Raw genomic sequence first — 19,519 nt, 5'->3', positions numbered from 1 at the left:
GGCCGGGGGGCTCCCGCGCACGCTACCCGCGGACCCTTGGCAAAGGCGGGGCCATGCACTAATATCCGCTTTCGTCAAGAGGTCCGAGGGGCCGTTTAAGGCCATTTTCCCCGGATTTGCGCGGTTCCAGGGCGCGATCCATGGCAGTCATATGCCTTAACCGTGATAAACTGGTCTGCGGGAAAGGGGAATGTCCACATGGTTTTTGAGGTCGGCGAGACAGTAGTTTACCCTCACCACGGTGCAGCCAAAATTGAAGAAATCAAGATGCGCACTGTCAAGGGCGAAGAGAAGATGTATCTCAAGCTCAAGGTGGCTCAGGGTGATCTGACCATTGAAGTTCCAGCAGAAAATGTTGACCTAGTTGGGGTCCGGGATGTAGTGGGCAAGGAAGGCCTGGAGCACGTATTTGATGTGCTGCGGGCTGAGTTCACTGAAGAACCCACCAACTGGTCACGTCGATACAAGGCAAACCTGGAGAAGCTTGCTTCCGGTGACGTCATCAAAGTGGCAGAGGTCGTCCGCGACCTGTGGCGCCGCGATCACGATCGGGGTCTCTCCGCAGGGGAGAAGCGCATGCTGGCCAAGGCCCGCCAGATTCTGATTTCAGAACTGGCATTGGCTGAAAAGACGGATGAAGAGAAGGCCGCAAGCGTTCTCGACGAAGTCCTGGCTTCCTAAGGCACAAGAAACAGACAAGAATCGAACCCCGGTGGCGTAAGCCGCCGGGGCTTCTTTTTGCCCGATTTCAGCACCCGCGTCCCCAACTGGCTCGCAATACTTGTCGTTTTCAACGCCCAAAACGGCAACAACTGCGAGCTACTTGGGCGGTGGGGTGGGAACGGGACGTAGTCTTGTGCGCATGAACTCTGCATCGGCTACTCCCGCCACCGCGGTCATCGTCGTCGCGGCCGGATCTGGCCAGCGTCTCGGCTACGGAATGCCCAAGGCCAAGGTGCCGCTGGGCGGAGACAGCATCCTCACCCACGCGCTTCGGGGCGTCGCCGCGGCAGGCATTGCGCAGCAGATCTGCGTGGCCATCCCGCCGGGGGATCCGGAACTACGGGCCCTCTGCGAGTCCTTCGTAGCGGAGCTCCAGGCAGCACACCGGCTGAACGCCCCGTCCGAGCAGGCCGTGCAGCTCCCGGTCGTGACCGTCGTCGAAGGCGGTGCCAGCCGCGCCGATTCGGTCCGGACCGCGTTGCTTACGCTCCTGCCGGGCACCGAACACGTGCTGGTCCACGATGCTGCCCGCGCCCTGACCCCGGAAGCCGTTTTCCACCGGGTTGCTAAGTCCCTTGCCGCCGGCGCAAGAGCAGTCATCCCCGTCATCCCGGTCGTCGACACCGTCAAGACGGTGGAGCTGACCACCGGCGACGGCGCCGCGATCGCCCCGGAACTGGTCACCGGCACAGCTGCCCGGGAGACGCTCCGCGCGGTGCAGACCCCGCAGGGCTTCGAGCTGGCCACGCTGCGCCGGGCCCACGAGGCCGCAGGCGGATTCGACGCCGGCCAGGCGGCCGCCGTCACGGACGACGCCATGCTTGTCGAGCTCCTGGGTGTGCCCGTCCACGCCGTGCGCGGCGCCAGCCAGTCGCTGAAAATCACCACGCCCCTGGATCTGATCATTGCGGAGGGGCTCCTCGAAGGGCCGCTTGGCACACGATGGGTGGAAGGCTGAGCATGACGGTGACCCCGAACGACGTGACCCCGAACGATGTATCCCCGGACACGCCCCACCCGGTCATCCCGCGGACCGGAATCGGCGTCGATGTGCACGCTTACGCCCCCGCAGACGCCCCCCAGCCGCTCTGGCTCGGCGGCCTGTTCTGGGAAGGCGAGCGCGGACTGTCCGGGCATTCCGACGGCGACCCCGTGGCCCACGCCGCGGCAGACGCCCTCTTTTCCGCCTGCGGAGTCGGGGACCTCGGCACACATTTCGGCACCGACCGGCCCGAATACGCGGGCGCGTCCGGCGTGACCCTGCTGGCCGAGGCGGCCCGGATCGTCCGTGCGGAAGGGTTCGAGATCGGCAACGTCGCCGTGCAGTTCGTCGCCAACCGGCCGAAATTCGGTCCCCGCCGGGAGGAATCACAGCGGGTCCTCAGCGAGGCCGCCGCGGCTCCGGTCAGCGTCACGGCCACCACCAGCGACGGGCTGGGCTTCACCGGCCGCGGCGAAGGAATTTCGGCCATCGCCACGGCCCTTGTCTACCGGACCGGCCAGGCTAATTTCTACGCGAGCGCTTAGCCCGGCCGCGGTGCGCACCGGCCGTGCCGGATGGGGTCAAGTCACCTACGCTTAAGACACCCCGTTCCCGCGACAACAGGAGACCACCGTGAAGAAGCCGCTAACCGCCGTCGTACTCCTCGCAGGAACGCTGCTGACCGGCTGCGGCGGGGCCGGGAGTGCGCCGGCGTCGACGCCCGCGAGGATGAGTGTCCAGGAAAGCTGCACCTTTCTCAACGGCGACAACTTCGCACCCACCGGAAGCCAGAAGGAGCAGTCGGGCCAGATCGCCCAGCATTACCAGGAAGTGGCGGACAAGGTGGCCCCGGAGGTTGCGGGCCCGATCCAGAAGATGGCGGACGTCATGAAAGAAGTCGCGTCCACTCCCGACGGAACTCAGAGCGCTGAGCAGACGGCCCAGTTCAGGGAGCAGATCAACAAGATCGGCGAGTACTGCAAGTAGGCGGCCCGTCCAAACGGCTGCCCGCGGGAGCGCCCAGCCGGAGCGGCAGGGGCCATCGGCTAATCTGGAGCGGTGACCCTGCGCTTTTACGACACTGCATCCGCCGAAGTCCGTGACTTCGTCCCCCTGGTTCCGGGCAAAGTGAGCCTCTACTACTGCGGCGCCACGGTGCAGGGCATGCCGCACGTGGGGCACATCCGTTCGGCCATCGTCTTCGACCAGCTCACCCGCTGGCTGCAGTACCGCGGCTTCCGCGTCACGGCGGTCCGCAACGTCACCGACATCGACGACAAGATCCTGGCCAAGTCCGCGGCCTCCTTCGGACCGGACTTCGAGGACGAGCCCGGCGCCGTCCGCGACGAGGAATGGTGGGCGCTGGCCTACCGGTATGAGCAGGAATTCCTCAAGGCCTACGACACCCTCGGCGTTTCCCGGCCCAGCTATGAACCCCGCGCCACCGGCCACATCCCGGAGATGCACGCGCTGATCGGGGGGCTGATCGACCGCGGCCACGCCTACCCTGCGCCCGACGGCTCAGGTGACGTCTACTTCGATGTCCGCTCCTGGAGCAAATACGGCTCGCTGACCCGGCAGAAGGTCGAGGACATGCAGGGCGCCCCGGACGTGGAAGCTCAGTTCAGCAACAGGAAAAAGGATCCCCGCGACTTCGCGCTCTGGAAGGGCCACAAGGACGGGGAGCCGACGACGGCGAGCTGGGCCTCGCCGTGGGGCCCCGGCCGCCCGGGCTGGCACCTCGAATGCTCCGCCATGGTCACCAAGTACCTCGGCACCGAGTTCGACATCCACGGCGGCGGACTGGACCTGCGCTTCCCGCACCACGAGAACGAAATGGCACAGTCGCAGGCCGCGGGGCACGGCTTCGCCAACTTCTGGATGCATAACGGCATGGTCACCTCCGCCGGGGAGAAGATGTCCAAGTCGATCGGAAACACGGTCAGCCCGGCCGAAATGCTGGAGCTGGCCACGCCGCGGGTGGTCCGCTACTACCTCGGCCAGGCCCAGTACCGCTCGATCCTGGACTACCAGCCCGGCTCGCTCCAGGAAGCCGCCGCCGCGGTGGAGCGGATCGACGGCTTCATCAGCCGCGCCCTTCGGAGCACCATGACGCATGACGGCGCTGTCAGCTTCGGCAGCCGTGGCCCCGTTCCGGACGCCTTCGCTGCCGCCATGGACGATGACCTCAACGTCCCTCAGGCCCTTGCTGTACTTCACGACACTGTCCGCGCCGGCAACACTGCCCTCACCGCCGGTGAACTCGACGCCGCCCGGGAGGCACTCGCCAGCGTCACCGACATGCTGCGTGTCCTTGGTCTCAACGACACCGCCACGCCGGCGGCCGACGAGCATGGCACCAACGCCCTCGGCGTTCTCGTCGAAGCGCAGCTCGCGGCCAGGGCGCAGGCCCGGGCCAGCAAGGACTGGGCCGCCTCGGACGCCATCCGCGACACCCTCGCCGCTGCCGGCGTCGTCGTCGAGGACGGCGCGGACGGCGCGAGCTGGAGCCTCAAGCGCAACTGATACGTCGACTTCACCTGGCCGGAACCGCTTCCCCGGGACCGGCCCCGCCCCAGCCCTGCGCCGGCCCGAAATCGTCGATTTAACTCGAGTCAGTAGACTGGAGGTCAGACGTATCAACAAATCGCGTATTACCAAAGCAGGGGTGGAACTCATGGCCAACAACGGTCGCCGGTCGGTCAAAATGAAGAAGGGCCCCACCGTCGGAACCGGCGGTCACGGCCGCAAGGCTCTCGAGGGGAAGGGCCCCACCCCCAAGGCGGAGGACCGCCCGTACCACAAGGCCCACAAGAACAAGCAGCTCGCGGAACGCTCCGAGGCCAAACGCGGAACGGGCGCCCGTAGCGCCGGCGCCCGCTCGGGGCCCAAGGGCCGCGCCACCGAGGAAGTCGTCACCGGACGCAACTCCGTCGTCGAGGCCCTGCGCGCCGGCATCCCCGCCAAGGCCCTGCACGTCGCCATCCGCATCGAAATGGACGACCGCGTCAAGGAATCCCTCAAGCTTGCCGCCGAGCGCGGCATTCCGCTGCTGGAAACCGGCAAGCCCGAGCTGGACAGGATGACGGACGAGGCCATCCACCAGGGTCTCGTGTTGCAGATCCCGCCGTACGAATACCAGGACGCGTACGAGCTGGCCGAGGAAACCTTGGAGAGCTGGAAGAAGGGCCACGTCGCCAACGCCCCGCTCTTCGTCGCGCTGGACGGCATCACCGATCCGCGCAACCTCGGCGCCATCATCCGCTCGGTCTCGGCCTTCAGCGGCCACGGCGTGATCGTGCCGGAGCGCCGCTCCGTTGGCGTCACCGCCTCGGCGTGGAAGACCAGCGCGGGAGCCGCCGTCCGCGTCCCCGTGGCACGTGCCGCCAATCTGAACAACACGCTCAAGGCGTTCAAGAACATGGGAATCTATGTTCTGGGGCTCGACGGCGACGGCGACGTCTCGCTGCCGGACCTGTCCCTGGCCACCGAGCCGGTCTGCCTCGTCGTGGGCTCCGAAGGCAAGGGCCTCAGCCGCCTGGTCCGCGAAAACTGCGACCAGATCGTCTCCATCCCGATCGACTCCGCCATGGAGTCGCTCAACGCCTCCATGGCCGTCGGCATCTCCCTCTACGAGATCTCCCGCCAGCGCGCAACTAAGTAGTCCTCGCGCGTGTTCCGGCTCTGACCCTCTCTCACCTTTCGCTGGCAAATGACAAACGCTCCCTCACCTCTCGCGAAAGATTGGGAAACGCTCCCTCAGGTCTCGTGAAAGATTGGGAAACGCTCACTCACGTCTCGTGAAAGGTTGGGAAACGCTCCCTGACGTCTCGTGAGGGAGCGTTTCGTGTTAGGCCGCGAAAGGTGAGGGAGCGTTTGGCTCTCGCGTGCGGAACGTGAGGGAGCGTCCTTCCTTCGGAGCACCTCGGCGCATGGTGCCTGATATCGAGCGGGCGCCGGGGGCTTGCAAAGGAGCGCATCGCCGACCAGAGCCGGATGAGGCCGCCCACCGGCCGAAGGAGGCGTCGGGAGGTGTCTAAGCGACGGCAAGGCGCCGGTGTCCGGCGAGGTGACCAGAGCGAACCCGGACGGAGGCTTAGAACTTGTGGCGGTTGGCGAGGACCGGGAGCTTAGTGCGGGCTTCCTTGACGACGGCGGTGTCCAGGTCCGCGAAGAGGAGACCCGGGGCGCCGTCGAGCTCGTCCAGTACGTCCCCGAACGGGGACACGACGACGGAGTGCCCGACGCCGGTGGGGGCGGCACCCTTGGCCTCCAGGCCCAGGCTGGCGGGATCGCCCTGGCCGCAGGCGAGGACCACCGTGGTGGAGTCCAGGGCGCGGGCGCGGGCCAGCAGCTTCCACTGCTCCGCCTTGCCGGGGCCGGATCCCCAGGAGGCGCAGACGATGTTCACGTCGGCGCCGCGGTCGGCGTTCTCGGTAAAGAGGCCCGGGAAGCGCACGTCGTAGCAGGTGGCCAGGCCAAACGTCACGCCGTCCAGCTCGAACGTGACAGCATCGCCGCCGGCGTCCACAGTGTCTGATTCCGCGAAGCCGAAGGCGTCGAAAAGATGGATTTTGTCGTAGCTCGTTTCGACGCCGCGGCCGGTCACCAGCAGCGTGTTGCGGACCTTGGCGCGCGCGCCGCCGTCGGCTACGGCTCCCGGCGTGAACATCCCGGCGACGATCGCGATGTCCTGCTCTACGGCGATGGCGCGCACGCGGGCGGCCCACGGCCCGTCCAGGGGCTCGGCGATGTCCAGCAGCGAGTTTCCGAAGGCACGCATGGTCGCCTCGGGGAACACCACAAGTTCCGCGCCGCCGGCCTTGGCCCGCGCCGCGTAGTCCGCCACGAGCGCCAGATTGCCGGCCAGCTCGCGGCCGGTGATGATTTGAGCCAGTGCAACCCGCACAATTACCTCCAGTTTCGGCGCTTCATTCCAGTATGCAATGCTCTTTTCCGTACACTGCATTAACGTCAGGAAATACAGGAAGGGGCGGTTTGTTCTGCCCCGCTAAGCTATAAGCAATGGTCATGCCTCATGTAGATACAGCCTCCACCGTAGACGCCTCCCGGGCGTTTCCGCAGGGCATCAGTGTTCCAAGCACGGGTTCGCCGGCAATGGACGACCCTCGAGGTGCCTTCGCGAATGTGGCTGTCTACGCGCCCGGGGTGGCGACCCTCGAGATCGCTTACCAGGCCCCCGGCGGATCATGGCAACTCAAGACGCTGCCCAATGTGACGAACGGCGTCCACCACGGCATCGTGGAAGGCCTCCCGGTCGGCTCCCGCTACGGACTCCGCGCCTCGCCGGACCATGAGCCGCTGCCGCTGCCGCTGCTGTCCATGCCCACCACGGATTTCGACGCCGACGGCGAGCAGCCGCTGCTGTTGGACCCCTACGGCCGGGCCGTGGACGAGCACGATGATTTCGTGACGAACGTCCGGGTGCCCAGCGACTTCGATTGGGACATCGACAGCAGCCCCCGGATCCCGTGGCGCAACACCATCATTTACGAGGCCCATGTCCGTGGCCAGACCATGCTCCATCCGGACGTGCCGGAGGACCTCCAAGGAACCTACGCCGGCCTGGCGCACCCCGCCATGATCGAGCACCTCGTCGCCCTCGGCATCACATCCGTGCAGCTGCTGCCGGTCCATTTCCATGTCGACGAGCCGCATCTGCAGAGCCTCGGACTGACAAACTACTGGGGCTACAACACGGCGGCGTTTTTCGCCCCGCACCCCGCGTACGCCACCGAAGCCGCACAGGCCGCGGGCGCCCAGGCGGTCCAGGACGAGTTCAAGGGCATGGTCAAGCTCCTTCATGCCGCCGGGCTGGAGGTCATCCTCGACGTCGTCTACAACCACACGGCCGAGGGCGGCCCTGACGGCCGCACGTTGAGCTTCCGCGGCCTGGGCGAAATGCAGTACTACCGCAACGACGGCCACGGCAGGTACGTGGACACCACCGGGTGCGGGAACAGCCTGAACTTCGGCGAACCGCGCGTGGTCCAGCTGGTCCTGGACTCGCTGCGCTACTGGGTAGACGAATTCCACATCGACGGCTTCCGCTTCGACCTCGCAGTGACGCTGGCCCGGAACGCCGCCAACGAGTTCGATCCCGGCCACCCGTTCCTGGCCGCGATCGCCGCCGACCCCGTCCTGTCCACCACCAAGCTGATCGCCGAGCCCTGGGACATGGGCTACGGCGGCTGGCAGACGGGCCGGTTCCCGGCAGGCTGGGTCGACTGGAACGATCACTTCCGTGACGCTGTCCGCACCTTCTGGCTCGCTGACCGTGCCGCGATCGACGCCGGCGGCCAGGGAGGCTCGGTGGGCCGCTTGGCGGATGCCCTGTCCGGCTCCGCGAGCCTTTTTGAGGCCTCGGGCCGGTCCCGGCTTGCCTCGGTCAACTTCGTCTCGGCCCACGACGGCTTCACCCTGGCCGATCTGGTGTCCTACGACCGTAAGCACAACGAGGCCAACGGCGAGCAGAACCGGGACGGCCATGGGGACAACCGCAGCTACAACCACGGTTTCGAAGGCCCCACGGAGGACGAGGACATTCTGGCCCGGCGGGCGCAGACCAGCCGCAACCTCATGGCCTCCCTCATGATCTCCCAGGGCGTGCCCATGATCACGGGCGGGGATGAGGTCGGCCGGACCCAGCAGGGCAACAACAACGCCTACTGCCAGGACAACCCCATCGCCTGGATCGACTGGACCAGCACTCCCGAATCGCATGGGATGCTGCGCAGCACCAAACGCATGATCCGGCTGCGGAAGGAATTCCTGGCCGGCCAGCCGCACGACGATCCGACCCGCGAGAAACAGTCCTACTTCCACTGGTTTGATGCGCACGGGGAGCCGATGGCCGGGGACAGCTGGCATGACCCTGCCCGCCGTGTGGTCCAGCTCCTGCTCGGCTCCGACGACGGGCAGGTGGACGGACTGGTGGTGGTCAACGGCAGCACCCAGGACGTCAAGGTCACGCTGCCCCTGCTCAGCAACGATGACGGCACGGGCAACCGTCTCTTCGAACTGCGCCTGACCACCTCAGAGCTGCACGACCGCCGTCAGGGCGTCCGCGTGTCCTCCGGGGAGCGTGACGTGGTCCAGGCAAATTCCATCAGCATCTACCGCATCTAACCCCCGACGGCGGTCCGGTCCTAGGCGTTGACGATCAGGCCCAGTTCCGCCTTGGACGCCAGCGCCTCGTGCTTGGGCAGCACGCGGACGGTGTAGCCGAAGGACCCGGAACGGTCGATCAGGATGGTGTCGGTGAAGAGATACCGGCCCTTGCCGAGGTCCTCGACGGACGCCAGCTCAGCCACCGTGACATCGGCCAGCTCATCGCTGTCTCCCGCCTTGCCGTAGGCCACTTCCACGGACACATCGTCCGGGGTGAGCCCGTGCAGGGCCACGTAGGCGTTTACCTGGAGCAGGTCGCCGATCTGCGGATCTTCGGAGACCCCCACCGAGTCGACGTGTTCCACCTGGATCTGGGGCCAGGCGGCGCGGATCCGGGCGGTCCAGGCAGCGAGGGTCTTCGCCTCTTTGAAGTTGTCCGCGACGGCACGGCGGCCCGCGTGCGCGGCCGGGCGGTACAGGATGTTCACGTAGTCCTTGAGCATCCGGTCCGCGGACACCTGCGGACCCAGGTGCGACATGGTGTGCTTGATCATCGACACCCAGTGCGTCGGGACCTTCTGTGGCCCGGGCTGCGACGGCCCGGCGGCGCCGGCGCTGTCGGAGACCGTCAGTCCGTAGAAGCGGGGGGCCACCTGCGTTTCCAGCAGCTCGTACAGCGCTGCCGCCTCGATGTCGTCGCGCTCTTCGGAGGAGGCGTCGTTGTTGGCGGTCGGAATCGCCCAGCCGTTCTCGCCGTCGTACATCTCGTCCCACCAGCCGTCCAGGACCGAGAGGTTCAGCGAACCGTTGAGGGCGGCCTTCATACCCGAGGTCCCGCAGGCCTCCAGCGGGCGCAAGGGGTTGTTGAGCCACACATCGCAGCCGGGGAACAGCGTCCGGGCCATGGCGATGTCGTAGTTGGGCAGGAACGCGATCCGGTGGCGTACCTCGGGGTCGTCGGTGAAGCGGACCAGGTCCTGGATCATCTTCTTTCCCGCATCGTCGGCCGGGTGCGACTTGCCGGCGATCACCAGCTGGATGGGGTGCGTCTTGTGCAGCAGCAGGGCCTTGAGCCGGTCCGGTTCGCGCAGCATCAGGGTGAGGCGCTTGTAGGTCGGCACCCGCCGGGCAAAGCCGATGGTCATGATATCCGGGTCCAGCACGGAGTCCGTCCACGCGAGCTCAGCGTCGGCCGCGCCACGTTTCTTCCAGGCGGCCCGGAGGCGGCGGCGGACGTCCTCGACCAGGGAGACGCGCATCTCGCGCCGGAGGGCCCAGACGTCCTCGTCGCTGACGTTGTAGGCAAGGTCCCAGCGGCCCTGGGCTTCCGCCTCGGAGCCGAACTGGTCGCGGGCCAGCTTGGAGACGCGCGGGTCCACCCAGGTGGGGACGTGCACGCCGTTGGTGACGGAGGTGATGGGCACCTCGGAATGGTCGAAGCCGGGCCACAGCGCGGAGAACATCCCGCGGGAGACCTCGCCGTGCAGCTTGGCGACGCCGTTGGCCCGCTGTGCCAGCCGGAGGCCCATGACCGCCATGTTGAACACGAACGGGTTGCCGTCGGTGAAATCTTCCCGGCCCAGGTCCAGGATCTTGGCCACCGGCACGTCCGGCGCCAACCCGGCCTCGAAAAAGTGCTGGATCTGCGAGGTCTCGAAGCGGTCGATGCCGGCCGGGACCGGGGTGTGCGTGGTGAACACCGTGGAGGCGCGCCCGGCAGCCAGGGCTTCTTCCCAGCTCAGCGGCTCCGCAGCGGACATCATCTCCTGGATCCGTTCGACGCCCAGGAAGCCGGCGTGGCCTTCGTTGGTGTGGAAGACTTCCGGCGCCGGGATGCCCGTGAGCTTCTGGTAGGCCCGCAGTGCCTTGACCCCGCCCATGCCGAGCAGGAGCTCCTGCTGGAGACGGTGGTCGCCGCCGCCGCCGTAGAGACGGTCGGTGATGCCGCGGGCGGCGTCGTCGTTGCCCGGGACGTTGGAGTCCAGCAGCAGGAGGGGAACGCGCCCGACGTCGGCCCGCCACACGTGCGCCAGGAGGCGGCGTCCCTGGGGGAGCGGCAGCGAGATCTGGATCGGCCTGCCGTTGCCGTCCGCGGAGGCCTCGCGCAGCAGGGTCAGCGGCAGGCCGTCCGGGTCCAGGACCGGGTAGGTTTCCTGCTGCCACGCATCGCGGGACAGCGACTGCTTGAAGTAGCCGGCCTGGTAGAGGAGGCCGACGCCGATCAGCGGCACGCCCAGGTCCGAGGCTGCCTTGAGGTGGTCGCCGGCAAGGATGCCGAGGCCGCCCGAGTACTGGGGCAGCACCTCGGTGATGCCGAACTCGGGTGAAAAATAGGCGATGCAGGACGGCGCGTCGTCGCCCAGGCTCTGGTACCAGCGGGGCTGCTCCAGGTACCGGTCCAGGGCGTCGGCTGCCTCGTGGACACGCCGCACCACGTCCTGGTCCGCGGCGAGGCGCTGCAGTTCCTCCCTGCTGACCAGGCCCAGGAACGAGACGGGGTCGTGGTCGCTCTCAGCCCAGATCCGGGGGTTCAGCCCCTCGAAAAGCTCCAGGGTGGGCCGGTGCCAGGACCACCGAAGGTTGCTGGCGAGCCGGGCCAGCGGCCGGATTGACTCCGGGAGGACGGTTCGGACGGTAAATCTGCGGATAGCCTTCACCTGCGAAACACTAACGGACAAGTCAGAGCCCAGGTACCGGTTTAAGTTTCTTACGCCTAAATGACGGTCCACGGCCGGAAAAATCCGGAAACCACCGGAGGAACTTCGTTGCCTTAGCAATCTGGCCGTTTTGTAGATAACGTCGAGCCTGTGACGAATAACTCGCGAACCAGTGCCGTGTCCAAGCAAAAGCCCAAGGCCCTGATCACGGAGGGCCTTCGATTTGGCCGTTTTCCGATCACCGCCGTACAGCCTGCTGTCGAAGGCGGGAAATTCCCTGCCAAAGCCGTTGCGGGAGAAAGCCTGGTGGTCGGCGCCACCGCCTTCCGCGAAGGCCACGACCAGCTCGGCGTCAGCGCCGTGCTCCTGGACCCCCGCGGGAAAGAACGGCAGCGCGTCCGGCTGGCCCCGCCCCGGGGCGGGGCCGGCCAGGGCACCGACCGCTGGGAAGGTCTCCTGACACCCCCCTCAACGGGTAACTGGTCTTTCGTTATCGAGGCCTGGCATGACCGCTACGGCACCTGGCACCACAACGCCGGGGTGAAGGTGGAAGCCGGGATCGACGTCGAGCTGATGCTTGCCGAGGGCGCCGCCCTGCTTTCCGAAGCGTCCGAGGACCCGTCCCGCCCGTCCGCCGACCGGCGCACGCTGCGGATGTCCGTCGTCGTCCTCTCGGACGCTTCCCGGACCCCCGAGGAGCGCCTCGCCGCCGGATTCAGCGCCGAGGTGGCCGCCGTCGTCGAACGCCAGCCGATCCGCGAACTGGTGACCGCCTCGGAGCCGTACCCCCTGCTCGTGGAGCGCGAACTCGCCGGCCGGGGTGCCTGGTACGAATTCTTCCCCCGTTCCGAGGGCGCCGTCCGCAACCACGAAACCGGGGAGTGGACCTCCGGCAACTTCCGCACCGCCGCCCAGCGGCTCGACGCCGTCGCGGCCATGGGCTTCGACGTCATCTACCTGCCGCCGATCCACCCGATCGGCGTCCAGTACCGCAAGGGACCGAACAATACCCTGCTGGCAGGACCGCACGATCCGGGCTCGCCCTGGGCAATCGGCTCCAAGGAGGGTGGGCACGACGCCATCCATCCGGACCTTGGCACCTTCGAGGACTTCGACGCCTTCGTGGCGCGGGCCGGTGAGCTGGGACTGGAAGTGGCCCTGGACCTGGCCCTGCAGGCCGCCCCGGACCACCCCTGGGTCCAGAACCACCCGGCGTGGTTCACCTCCCGCGTGGACGGCAGCATTGCCTACGCCGAAAACCCGCCCAAGAAGTACCAGGACATCTTCCCGCTCAACTTCGACAACGACCCCGCGGGCCTGTCCAACGAGATCCTCCGCATCGTGTTCCTCTGGGTGAGCCACGGCGTCAAGATCTTCCGCGTCGACAATCCGCACACCAAGCCCGTGTGGTTCTGGGAATGGCTGATCGGCAAGGTCAACAAGAAACACCCCGACGTCGTCTTCCTCGCCGAGGCGTTCACCCGCCCGGCCATGATGCACGCGCTGGGCCGGGCCGGCTTCCAGCAGTCCTACTCCTACTTCACCTGGCGCAACACCAAGGAGGAACTGGAGGAGTACTTCCAGGAGATCAGCCACGAATCGCCGGCCTACTTCCGGCCGAACTTCTTCGTCAACACTCCGGACATCCTCACCGAGTACCTGCAGTACGGCGGCCCGGCCGCCTTCAAGATCCGTGCCGTCCTCGCCGCGACGGCAAGCCCCATCTGGGGCGTCTACGCCGGGTACGAGCTTTACGAGCACGTGGCCCGTCCGGGCGCTGAAGAGTACATCGACAACGAGAAGTTCGAGTACAAGGCCCGGGACTGGGACGCCGCGGCCGGATCGGGCCGTACGCTGGCCCCGTACCTGACCAGGCTTAACGAAATCCGGCACGCCCACCCCGCGCTGGGGGATCTGCAGAACCTGACCATCCACCAGAGCACCGACGACGCCACGGTGGTGTACTCCAAGCACAAGACCCTCCCGGACGGCTCGAAGGACACGCTGATCATCGTGGTCTGCGTGGACCCGCACGGCACCCGGGAGAGCACCGTGTCGCTGGACCTGGCCGCGCTGGAGCTGGACCCGGAGACCCTGACGCACAACGGCGGGTTCATGGTGGATGATCTCTTGACCGGCGAAAGCTGGGAGTGGGGGGAGTACAACTACGTCCGGCTGGACTCCCATGCCGAACCGGCCCACGTTCTTAGCATCCGGAGGTAGCCCGAGTGAGTTTCAGCATGCAAAACCCCAGCCAGCACTTCAGCCCGAAGGGGACCTTTGAACTGAACGCTCCCGGCCTCCAGCATGATCCCGTGTGGTACCGCAAGGCGGTGTTTTACGAGGTGCTGGTCCGCGGTTTTGCGGACGGAAACGGCGACGGCTCCGGTGACTTCCACGGCCTGATCGAGAAACTGGACTATTTGCAGTGGCTGGGCGTGGACTGCCTGTGGCTGCCGCCGTTCTTCCAGTCCCCGCTGCGCGACGGCGGCTACGACATCTCGGACTACAACTCCGTGCTCGACGAGTTCGGCACCATCAGCGACTTCAAGCGCCTCGTGGCCGAGTCCCATGCCCGCGGCGTCCGCGTGATCATCGACCTGCCGCTGAACCACACCTCGGACCAGCACCCGTGGTTCCAGGAGTCGCGCAAGGACCCGGACGGCCCTTTCGGCGACTTCTATGTGTGGAGTGACACGGACGAGAAGTACGAAGACGCCCGCATCATCTTCGTGGACACCGAGGAATCCAACTGGACCTTCGATCCGATCCGGCGCCAGTTCTTCTGGCACCGCTTCTTCAGCCACCAGCCGGACCTCAACTTCGAGAACCCCAAAGTCATCGACGCGCTCTTCGACGTCGTCCGGTTCTGGCTGGACCAGGGGATCGACGGTTTCCGGGCCGACGCCATCCCGTACCTGTTCGAGGAAGAGGGCACGAACTGCGAGAACCTGCCGCAGACCCACGAGTTCCTCCGCAAGCTGCGCAAGATGGTCGACGAAAGCTACCCGGGCCGCGTCATCATCGCCGAGGCCAACCAGCCGCCCGCCGAGGTGGTCGAGTACTTCGGCACCGAAGAGGAACCGGAATGCCACATGGCCTTCCACTTCCCGATCATGCCGCGCCTGTACTACGCGCTGCGGGACCAGAAGGCCGCGCCCATCATCGAGACGATGAAGGACACCCCGAACATTCCGGAAGGCGCCCAGTGGGGCACCTTCCTGCGCAACCACGACGAGCTGACCCTGGAAATGGTCACCGCCGACGAGCGTGCCGCCATGCTCGGCTGGTACGCGCCGGATCCGCGCATGCGCGCCAACATCGGCATCCGGCGCCGGCTGGCCCCGCTGCTGGACAATTCCCGCGCCGAGATTGAGCTGATCCATGCCATGCTGCTTTCCCTGCCCGGCAGCCCGTTCCTGTACTACGGGGACGAGATCGGCATGGGGGACAACATCTGGCTCGAGGACCGCGACGCCGTCCGCACACCGATGCAGTGGAACCCGGACCGCAACGCCGGCTTCTCCAACGCCGACCCGGGCAAGTTGTACCTTCCGGTGATCCAGTCGCTGGTCTACAACTACAGCATGGCCAACGTCGAGGCCGAGGCCGCGCATTCGGGCTCGCTGCTGCGCTGGACCCGCCAGATCCTCAGCGTCCGCAAGAACCACCCCGCCTTCGGGCTGGGCGCGTTCGAGCACGTCGAAGCCGATCACGACGTCGTCCTTGCCTACCTGCGCGAGCTTCCGGAAGGCAATTCGGCCGGTGCGGACGGCGAAACGATCCTGTGCGCGTTCAACCTCTCCCAGCACCCGGTGGCGACCACCCTGCGGGTGCCGAACTTCGCCGGGCGCGGGCTCCGGGACGTGTTCGGCGGCCAGGCCTTCCCCTCGATCGGCGACGACGGAAAGCTGACGCTGACCCTGGGCAGCCATGATTTCTTCTGGCTGCGGATCCGCTCGGCTGCCTCCAACCCGGCCTCGCCTTTCACCCAGGCGATGCCCATCCTGTCCATCGAAGGCTGACATGACCCGACCCACCCTTTCCCCCGCCCTGAGTGGCCTGCTTGGCAGCTGGCTTCCGGCGCAGCGCTGGTTCCCGGTCAAGAGCGCGGAGTTCAGCTTCGAGCCGGTAGGCGGACTGAGCCTGGCGCCCGGGCGCGGTGATGCAGATCTCGAGGTGTGGCTGCTCGCCGTGACTTACCCGACGGCGGATGGAAGCCGCACGGACGTCGTGCAGGTGCCGCTCAGCATCCGGCGCTCCCCGCTGGCCGGGGCGGAGGCGGCGCTCGTGGGGGAGACGGACGCCGATAGTACCGGTCCCGGTACGGGGCAGCGCTGGATCTACGACGGCGTCCACGACCCCGCGTTTGTCGCTGCGTGGCTGGAGCTCATGCGCAACGGCAGTACCTCCCCGAGCGGAAACGCCGCCGGCCACCTCCTACAGTCCGGCCACCGGCTGCCCTTCGCCACCGGCACGGTGAAAGTGCTGTCCGGCGAGCAGTCGAACAGTTCGGTGATTGTGCACGACGGCGAATCGGCCGCGATCCTGAAGTTCTTCCGCGTCCTCTCCGAGGGCCAGAACCCGGAAGTGGAAATCGGCGCCGCCCTGACCGCCGGGCGCACGGTTGAAGCGCCGGCCACGCTCGGCTGGGTCACCGGCGAATGGGACGTTCCCACGGATGCCGCGGAGGGTGGCACCCGCCCGGCCCACGGCGAACTGGCCGTGGCCCACGAATTCCTGGCCGGCGGACTGGATGCCTGGCGGCTGGCCGTCAACGCGGCGGTCCAGGGCAGGGACTTCACCGCCGCGGCACATGCCCTGGGCGCCGCCACCGCCACGGTGCACCGCCGTCTGGCCGAGGCCCTCGGAGTCGCCTCCGAAGCCGTCCCGGGCAGCGACATCGCGCCCGGTGTTGCCCAGCGCGTGCGCCAGTCCTGGGCGCAGGCAGCGAGCATCGTGGGGCGCTACGACGATGCCCTCGAGGAGCTCCTGCTGCGCCTCCGGGGCTCCAGCGCGGGCCCACTGCAGCGGATCCACGGCGACCTCCACCTCGGACAGATCCTCCGGGTCCCGGGCGGGGCCGGTATGGCGCCGCGGTGGGCCATCCTAGACTTCGAAGGCGAGCCGCTGCGGCCGATCTCGGAACGCAATTTCCCCGACGTCCCGCTGCGCGACGTCGTCGGGATGCTGCGCTCCTTCGACTACGCCGCCGGCGCGGCTGCCCGGGAGGCTCCCGACGCCGCCGTCCCGGCGGGCTGGGTGGACGACTGCGCCGAAGCCTTCCTGGCCGGCTATGCGGACGTCATCCCCGGCAGCATCGACCGCGATTCGCCCCTGTTTGTGGCCCTGTGGCTCGACAAGGCGCTCTACGAAGTCATCTACGAATTACGCAACAGGCCGGATTGGCTCTCCATCCCGGTCAGCGCATCACGACGTCTCCTCGGCAGTACAGGCTCCGGCGTTCCGGCCGAAGCCGAAGCGGAAGGTATCACAATGACAGGATCAGCTCGGATCGATCGGCCAGGGGCTCCCATCCCCGTGGACCCGGACACCCTCGCGAGGGTCGCGGCAGGCGAGCACCATGCGCCGCACGCAGTCCTCGGCGCGCACTTCGACGACCACGGCCACGTCACCATCCGTGCGGTGAGGCACCTGGCCGAGGCCGTCTCCGTCGTCACGGCGGCAGGCACGGTTCCGATGGAGCATGAGTCCGACGGCGTCTGGGTGGCCGTGCTGGAACCGCTGGAGCCCGGCCACGTGCCGGACTACCGCCTGGAAGTGACGTACGAGGGCGAAGCCGCGCAGACCGTCGACGACCCCTACCGCTACCTGCCCACCGTCGGGGAGGTGGACCTGCACCTGATCGGTGAAGGCCGCCACGAGCGGCTCTGGGACGTCCTCGGCGCGCACGTGCAGCATTACAAATCCTCCCTCGGCGACGTCGACGGCGTCTCTTTCGCCGTGTGGGCCCCCAACGCCCAGGCAGTGCGCGTCAAGGGTGACTTCAACGGCTGGGACGGCCGGGAGCGCTCCATGCGCTCCCTGGGCTCTTCCGGAGTGTGGGAGCTCTTCATCCCCGGCGTTCTGGCAGGGGCGTGCTACAAGTTCGAAATCAGGACGAAGCACGGCTACTGGGTGGAGAAGGCCGACCCGCTGGCGTTCGGCACCGAGGTTCCGCCGCTGACCGCGTCCCGCGTCGTCGAGCCGTCCTACGCCTTCAAGGACGCCGAGTGGATGGAGGCCCGGGCCGCCCGTGATCCGCACAACACACCCATGAGCGTGTACGAAGTCCACCTCGGCTCCTGGCGGGTGGGCCTCGGCTACCGCGAGCTCGCCAAGGAGCTCGTCGAGTACGTCAAGTGGCTCGGTTTCACGCATGTGGAGTTCATGCCCGTGGCCGAGCACCCCTTCGGCGGATCCTGGGGCTACCAGGTGACCTCCTACTTCGCCCCGACGTCCCGTTTCGGGCACCCGGACGAGTTCCGGCACCTCGTGGACGAACTGCACCAGGCCGGCATCGGCGTGCTGCTGGACTGGGTTCCGGCGCACTTCCCCAAGGACGAATGGGCACTGGCCCGTTTCGACGGCGAAGCCCTCTACGAGCACGCGGACCCGAATCTGGGCGAGCACCCGGACTGGGGAACGCTGATCTTCGACTTCGGCCGCACCGAAGTCCGCAACTTCCTCGTCGCGAACGCGCTCTACTGGCTCGACGAATTCCACATCGACGGCCTGCGCGTGGACGCCGTCGCCTCCATGCTCTACCTGGACTACTCCCGTGAGGACGGGCAGTGGCAGCCGAACCGCTTCGGCGGCCGGGAGAACCTCGAAGCGATCTCCTTCCTGCAGGAGGTCAACGCTACGGTTTACAAGACGCACCCCGGCGCCGTCATGATTGCCGAGGAGTCCACGGCGTTCCCGGGCGTGACCGCTCCCACGAGCCAGGGCGGCCTGGGCTTCGGCATCAAGTGGAACATGGGCTGGATGCACGACTCCCTGAAGTACATGGCCGAGGACCCCTACAACCGCCGGTGGCACCACGGCACCATCACGTTCTCGATGGTCTACGCCTACACGGAGAACTTCCTGCTGCCGATCAGCCACGACGAAGTGGTGCACGGCAAGGGATCCATGTTGCGCAAGATGCCCGGCGACCGCTGGCAGCAGCTGGCCAACCTGCGCGCGTTCCTGGGCTACCAGTGGGCGCATCCCGGCAAGCAGCTGATCTTCATGGGCACCGAGTTCGGCCAGGAAACGGAATGGTCTGAACAGCACGGCCTGGACTGGTGGCTCGCGGAGACCCCCGCGCACCACGGCATACAGCTCCTGACCAAGGACCTGAACGAGCTCTACGGCTCCACCCCGGCCTTGTACGAGCTGGACAACGATCCCGCCGGTTTCCAGTGGATCCATGGCGGTGACTCGGACCGCAATGTGCTGACCTTCATCCGCCGTGACAAGTCAGGCAACCCGCTGGTCTGTGCGTTCAACTTCTCGGGCGGACCGCACACGGACTTCCTCCTCGGTGTGCCGGCGGCAGGGAAGTGGCAGGAAGTGCTGAACACCGACGCCGAGAGCTACGGCGGCTCGGGCGTGCAGAACGAGGGAACGCTGACAGCGTCCGACGCCGGTGTTGACGGCCAGCCGGCCACGCTCACCGTCACGCTGCCTCCGCTGGGAGCCGCGTACTTCCAACCGCTGGTCTAGTTGCAGCCAACGCCCGAAAAGCCCGGAATCCCTGTGATTCCGGGCTTTTTGGCACCGCCCCAGGGGGGACGTTTGGGGCTGCTTTGGGGCTGCTTTGTCACCCGGTCAAAGTGGTGGTAGAGTTTATTTCCGCGCTGCTCCCCGGAGTTGATCGGCCAAGAAGACCCAGATGCCTATGGCAACACTGAGTCGGAAACGCCGATTTGACTAGGGTGAAGCGGCCGGGTAAGTTTGAAAAGTTGCTCCGGAGCGATCCTCGACTGGGTAAGTCGTGGTGGTGCCGGGTGTGTCTGTTGTTTGAGAACTCAATAGTGTG

General features: G+C 66.9%; 12 protein-coding genes. 10 read left to right on the top strand and 2 right to left on the bottom strand.

All coding sequences use genetic code 11. The features are described from left to right. Positions 1–198: 198 nt before the first annotated feature. From ABIB26_RS09785 to rlmB, 6 genes are all read left to right on the top strand, one after another. Complete coding sequence (locus ABIB26_RS09785) at positions 199–681, top strand: CarD family transcriptional regulator (RefSeq protein WP_026266570.1); 483 nt, start codon at positions 199–201, stop codon at positions 679–681. A gap of 181 nt (positions 682–862) precedes the next feature. Then, positions 863–1,681 (top strand): IspD/TarI family cytidylyltransferase, encoded by an 819-nt coding sequence (locus ABIB26_RS09780; protein WP_354241983.1) that lies wholly within the window; start codon positions 863–865, stop codon positions 1,679–1,681. 2 nt (positions 1,682–1,683) lie between these two features. Continuing rightward, positions 1,684–2,250 (top strand): 2-C-methyl-D-erythritol 2,4-cyclodiphosphate synthase, encoded by a 567-nt coding sequence (gene ispF, locus ABIB26_RS09775; RefSeq protein ID WP_354241980.1) that lies wholly within the window; start codon positions 1,684–1,686, stop codon positions 2,248–2,250. Between the two features lie 88 nt (positions 2,251–2,338). Continuing rightward, a complete protein-coding gene (locus ABIB26_RS09770; RefSeq protein WP_354241977.1) occupies positions 2,339–2,692 on the top strand; it encodes a hypothetical protein in 354 nt (117 codons plus the stop codon). Between the two features lie 72 nt (positions 2,693–2,764). Further along, positions 2,765–4,231 (top strand): cysteine--tRNA ligase, encoded by a 1,467-nt coding sequence (gene cysS / locus ABIB26_RS09765; protein ID WP_354241975.1) that lies wholly within the window; start codon positions 2,765–2,767, stop codon positions 4,229–4,231. A gap of 151 nt (positions 4,232–4,382) precedes the next feature. Further along, complete coding sequence (gene rlmB, locus ABIB26_RS09760; RefSeq protein WP_354241972.1) at positions 4,383–5,369, top strand: 23S rRNA (guanosine(2251)-2'-O)-methyltransferase RlmB; 987 nt, start codon at positions 4,383–4,385, stop codon at positions 5,367–5,369. Between the two features lie 432 nt (positions 5,370–5,801). Here the strand turns inward: rlmB and ABIB26_RS09755 are convergent, their stop codons facing one another. Continuing rightward, on the bottom strand, positions 5,802–6,614 hold the full coding sequence (locus tag ABIB26_RS09755) for a carbon-nitrogen hydrolase family protein (protein ID WP_354241969.1): 813 nt from the start codon (positions 6,612–6,614) through the stop codon (positions 5,802–5,804). 116 nt (positions 6,615–6,730) lie between these two features. Between ABIB26_RS09755 and glgX the strand changes: the two genes are divergently transcribed. Next, positions 6,731–8,854 carry a glycogen debranching protein GlgX gene (gene glgX / locus ABIB26_RS09750; protein WP_354241966.1) on the top strand — a complete coding sequence of 708 codons (2,124 nt, stop codon included), beginning with the start codon at positions 6,731–6,733 and terminating at the stop codon, positions 8,852–8,854. A 20-nt stretch (positions 8,855–8,874) separates the two neighbouring features. Here the strand turns inward: glgX and glgP are convergent, their stop codons facing one another. Then, the gene (gene glgP, locus ABIB26_RS09745; protein ID WP_354241964.1) at positions 8,875–11,493 is read right to left on the bottom strand and encodes an alpha-glucan family phosphorylase; all 2,619 of its coding nucleotides are present in this window, start codon (positions 11,491–11,493) and stop codon (positions 8,875–8,877) included. 177 nt (positions 11,494–11,670) lie between these two features. Between glgP and ABIB26_RS09740 the strand changes: the two genes are divergently transcribed. Genes ABIB26_RS09740 through ABIB26_RS09730 form a run of 3 tightly spaced genes read left to right on the top strand, consistent with a single transcriptional unit; the run spans position 11,671 to position 19,203 of the window. Beyond that, positions 11,671–13,716 carry an alpha-1,4-glucan--maltose-1-phosphate maltosyltransferase gene (locus ABIB26_RS09740; protein WP_354241961.1) on the top strand — a complete coding sequence of 682 codons (2,046 nt, stop codon included), beginning with the start codon at positions 11,671–11,673 and terminating at the stop codon, positions 13,714–13,716. A 5-nt stretch (positions 13,717–13,721) separates the two neighbouring features. Further along, entirely contained in the window at positions 13,722–15,518 is a 1,797-nt protein-coding gene (treS, locus tag ABIB26_RS09735; protein WP_354241958.1) for a maltose alpha-D-glucosyltransferase, read from the top strand. A 1-nt stretch (position 15,519) separates the two neighbouring features. Then, the gene (locus ABIB26_RS09730) at positions 15,520–19,203 is read left to right on the top strand and encodes a 1,4-alpha-glucan branching enzyme (protein ID WP_354241956.1); all 3,684 of its coding nucleotides are present in this window, start codon (positions 15,520–15,522) and stop codon (positions 19,201–19,203) included. The last annotated feature ends 316 nt before the right edge of the window (positions 19,204–19,519 follow it).

The organism is Arthrobacter sp. UYEF20 (genome assembly GCF_040546335.1).
Taxonomy (GTDB): Bacteria; Actinomycetota; Actinomycetes; order Actinomycetales; family Micrococcaceae; genus Arthrobacter.
This window is presented reverse-complemented; position numbering and strand designations above follow the sequence as displayed.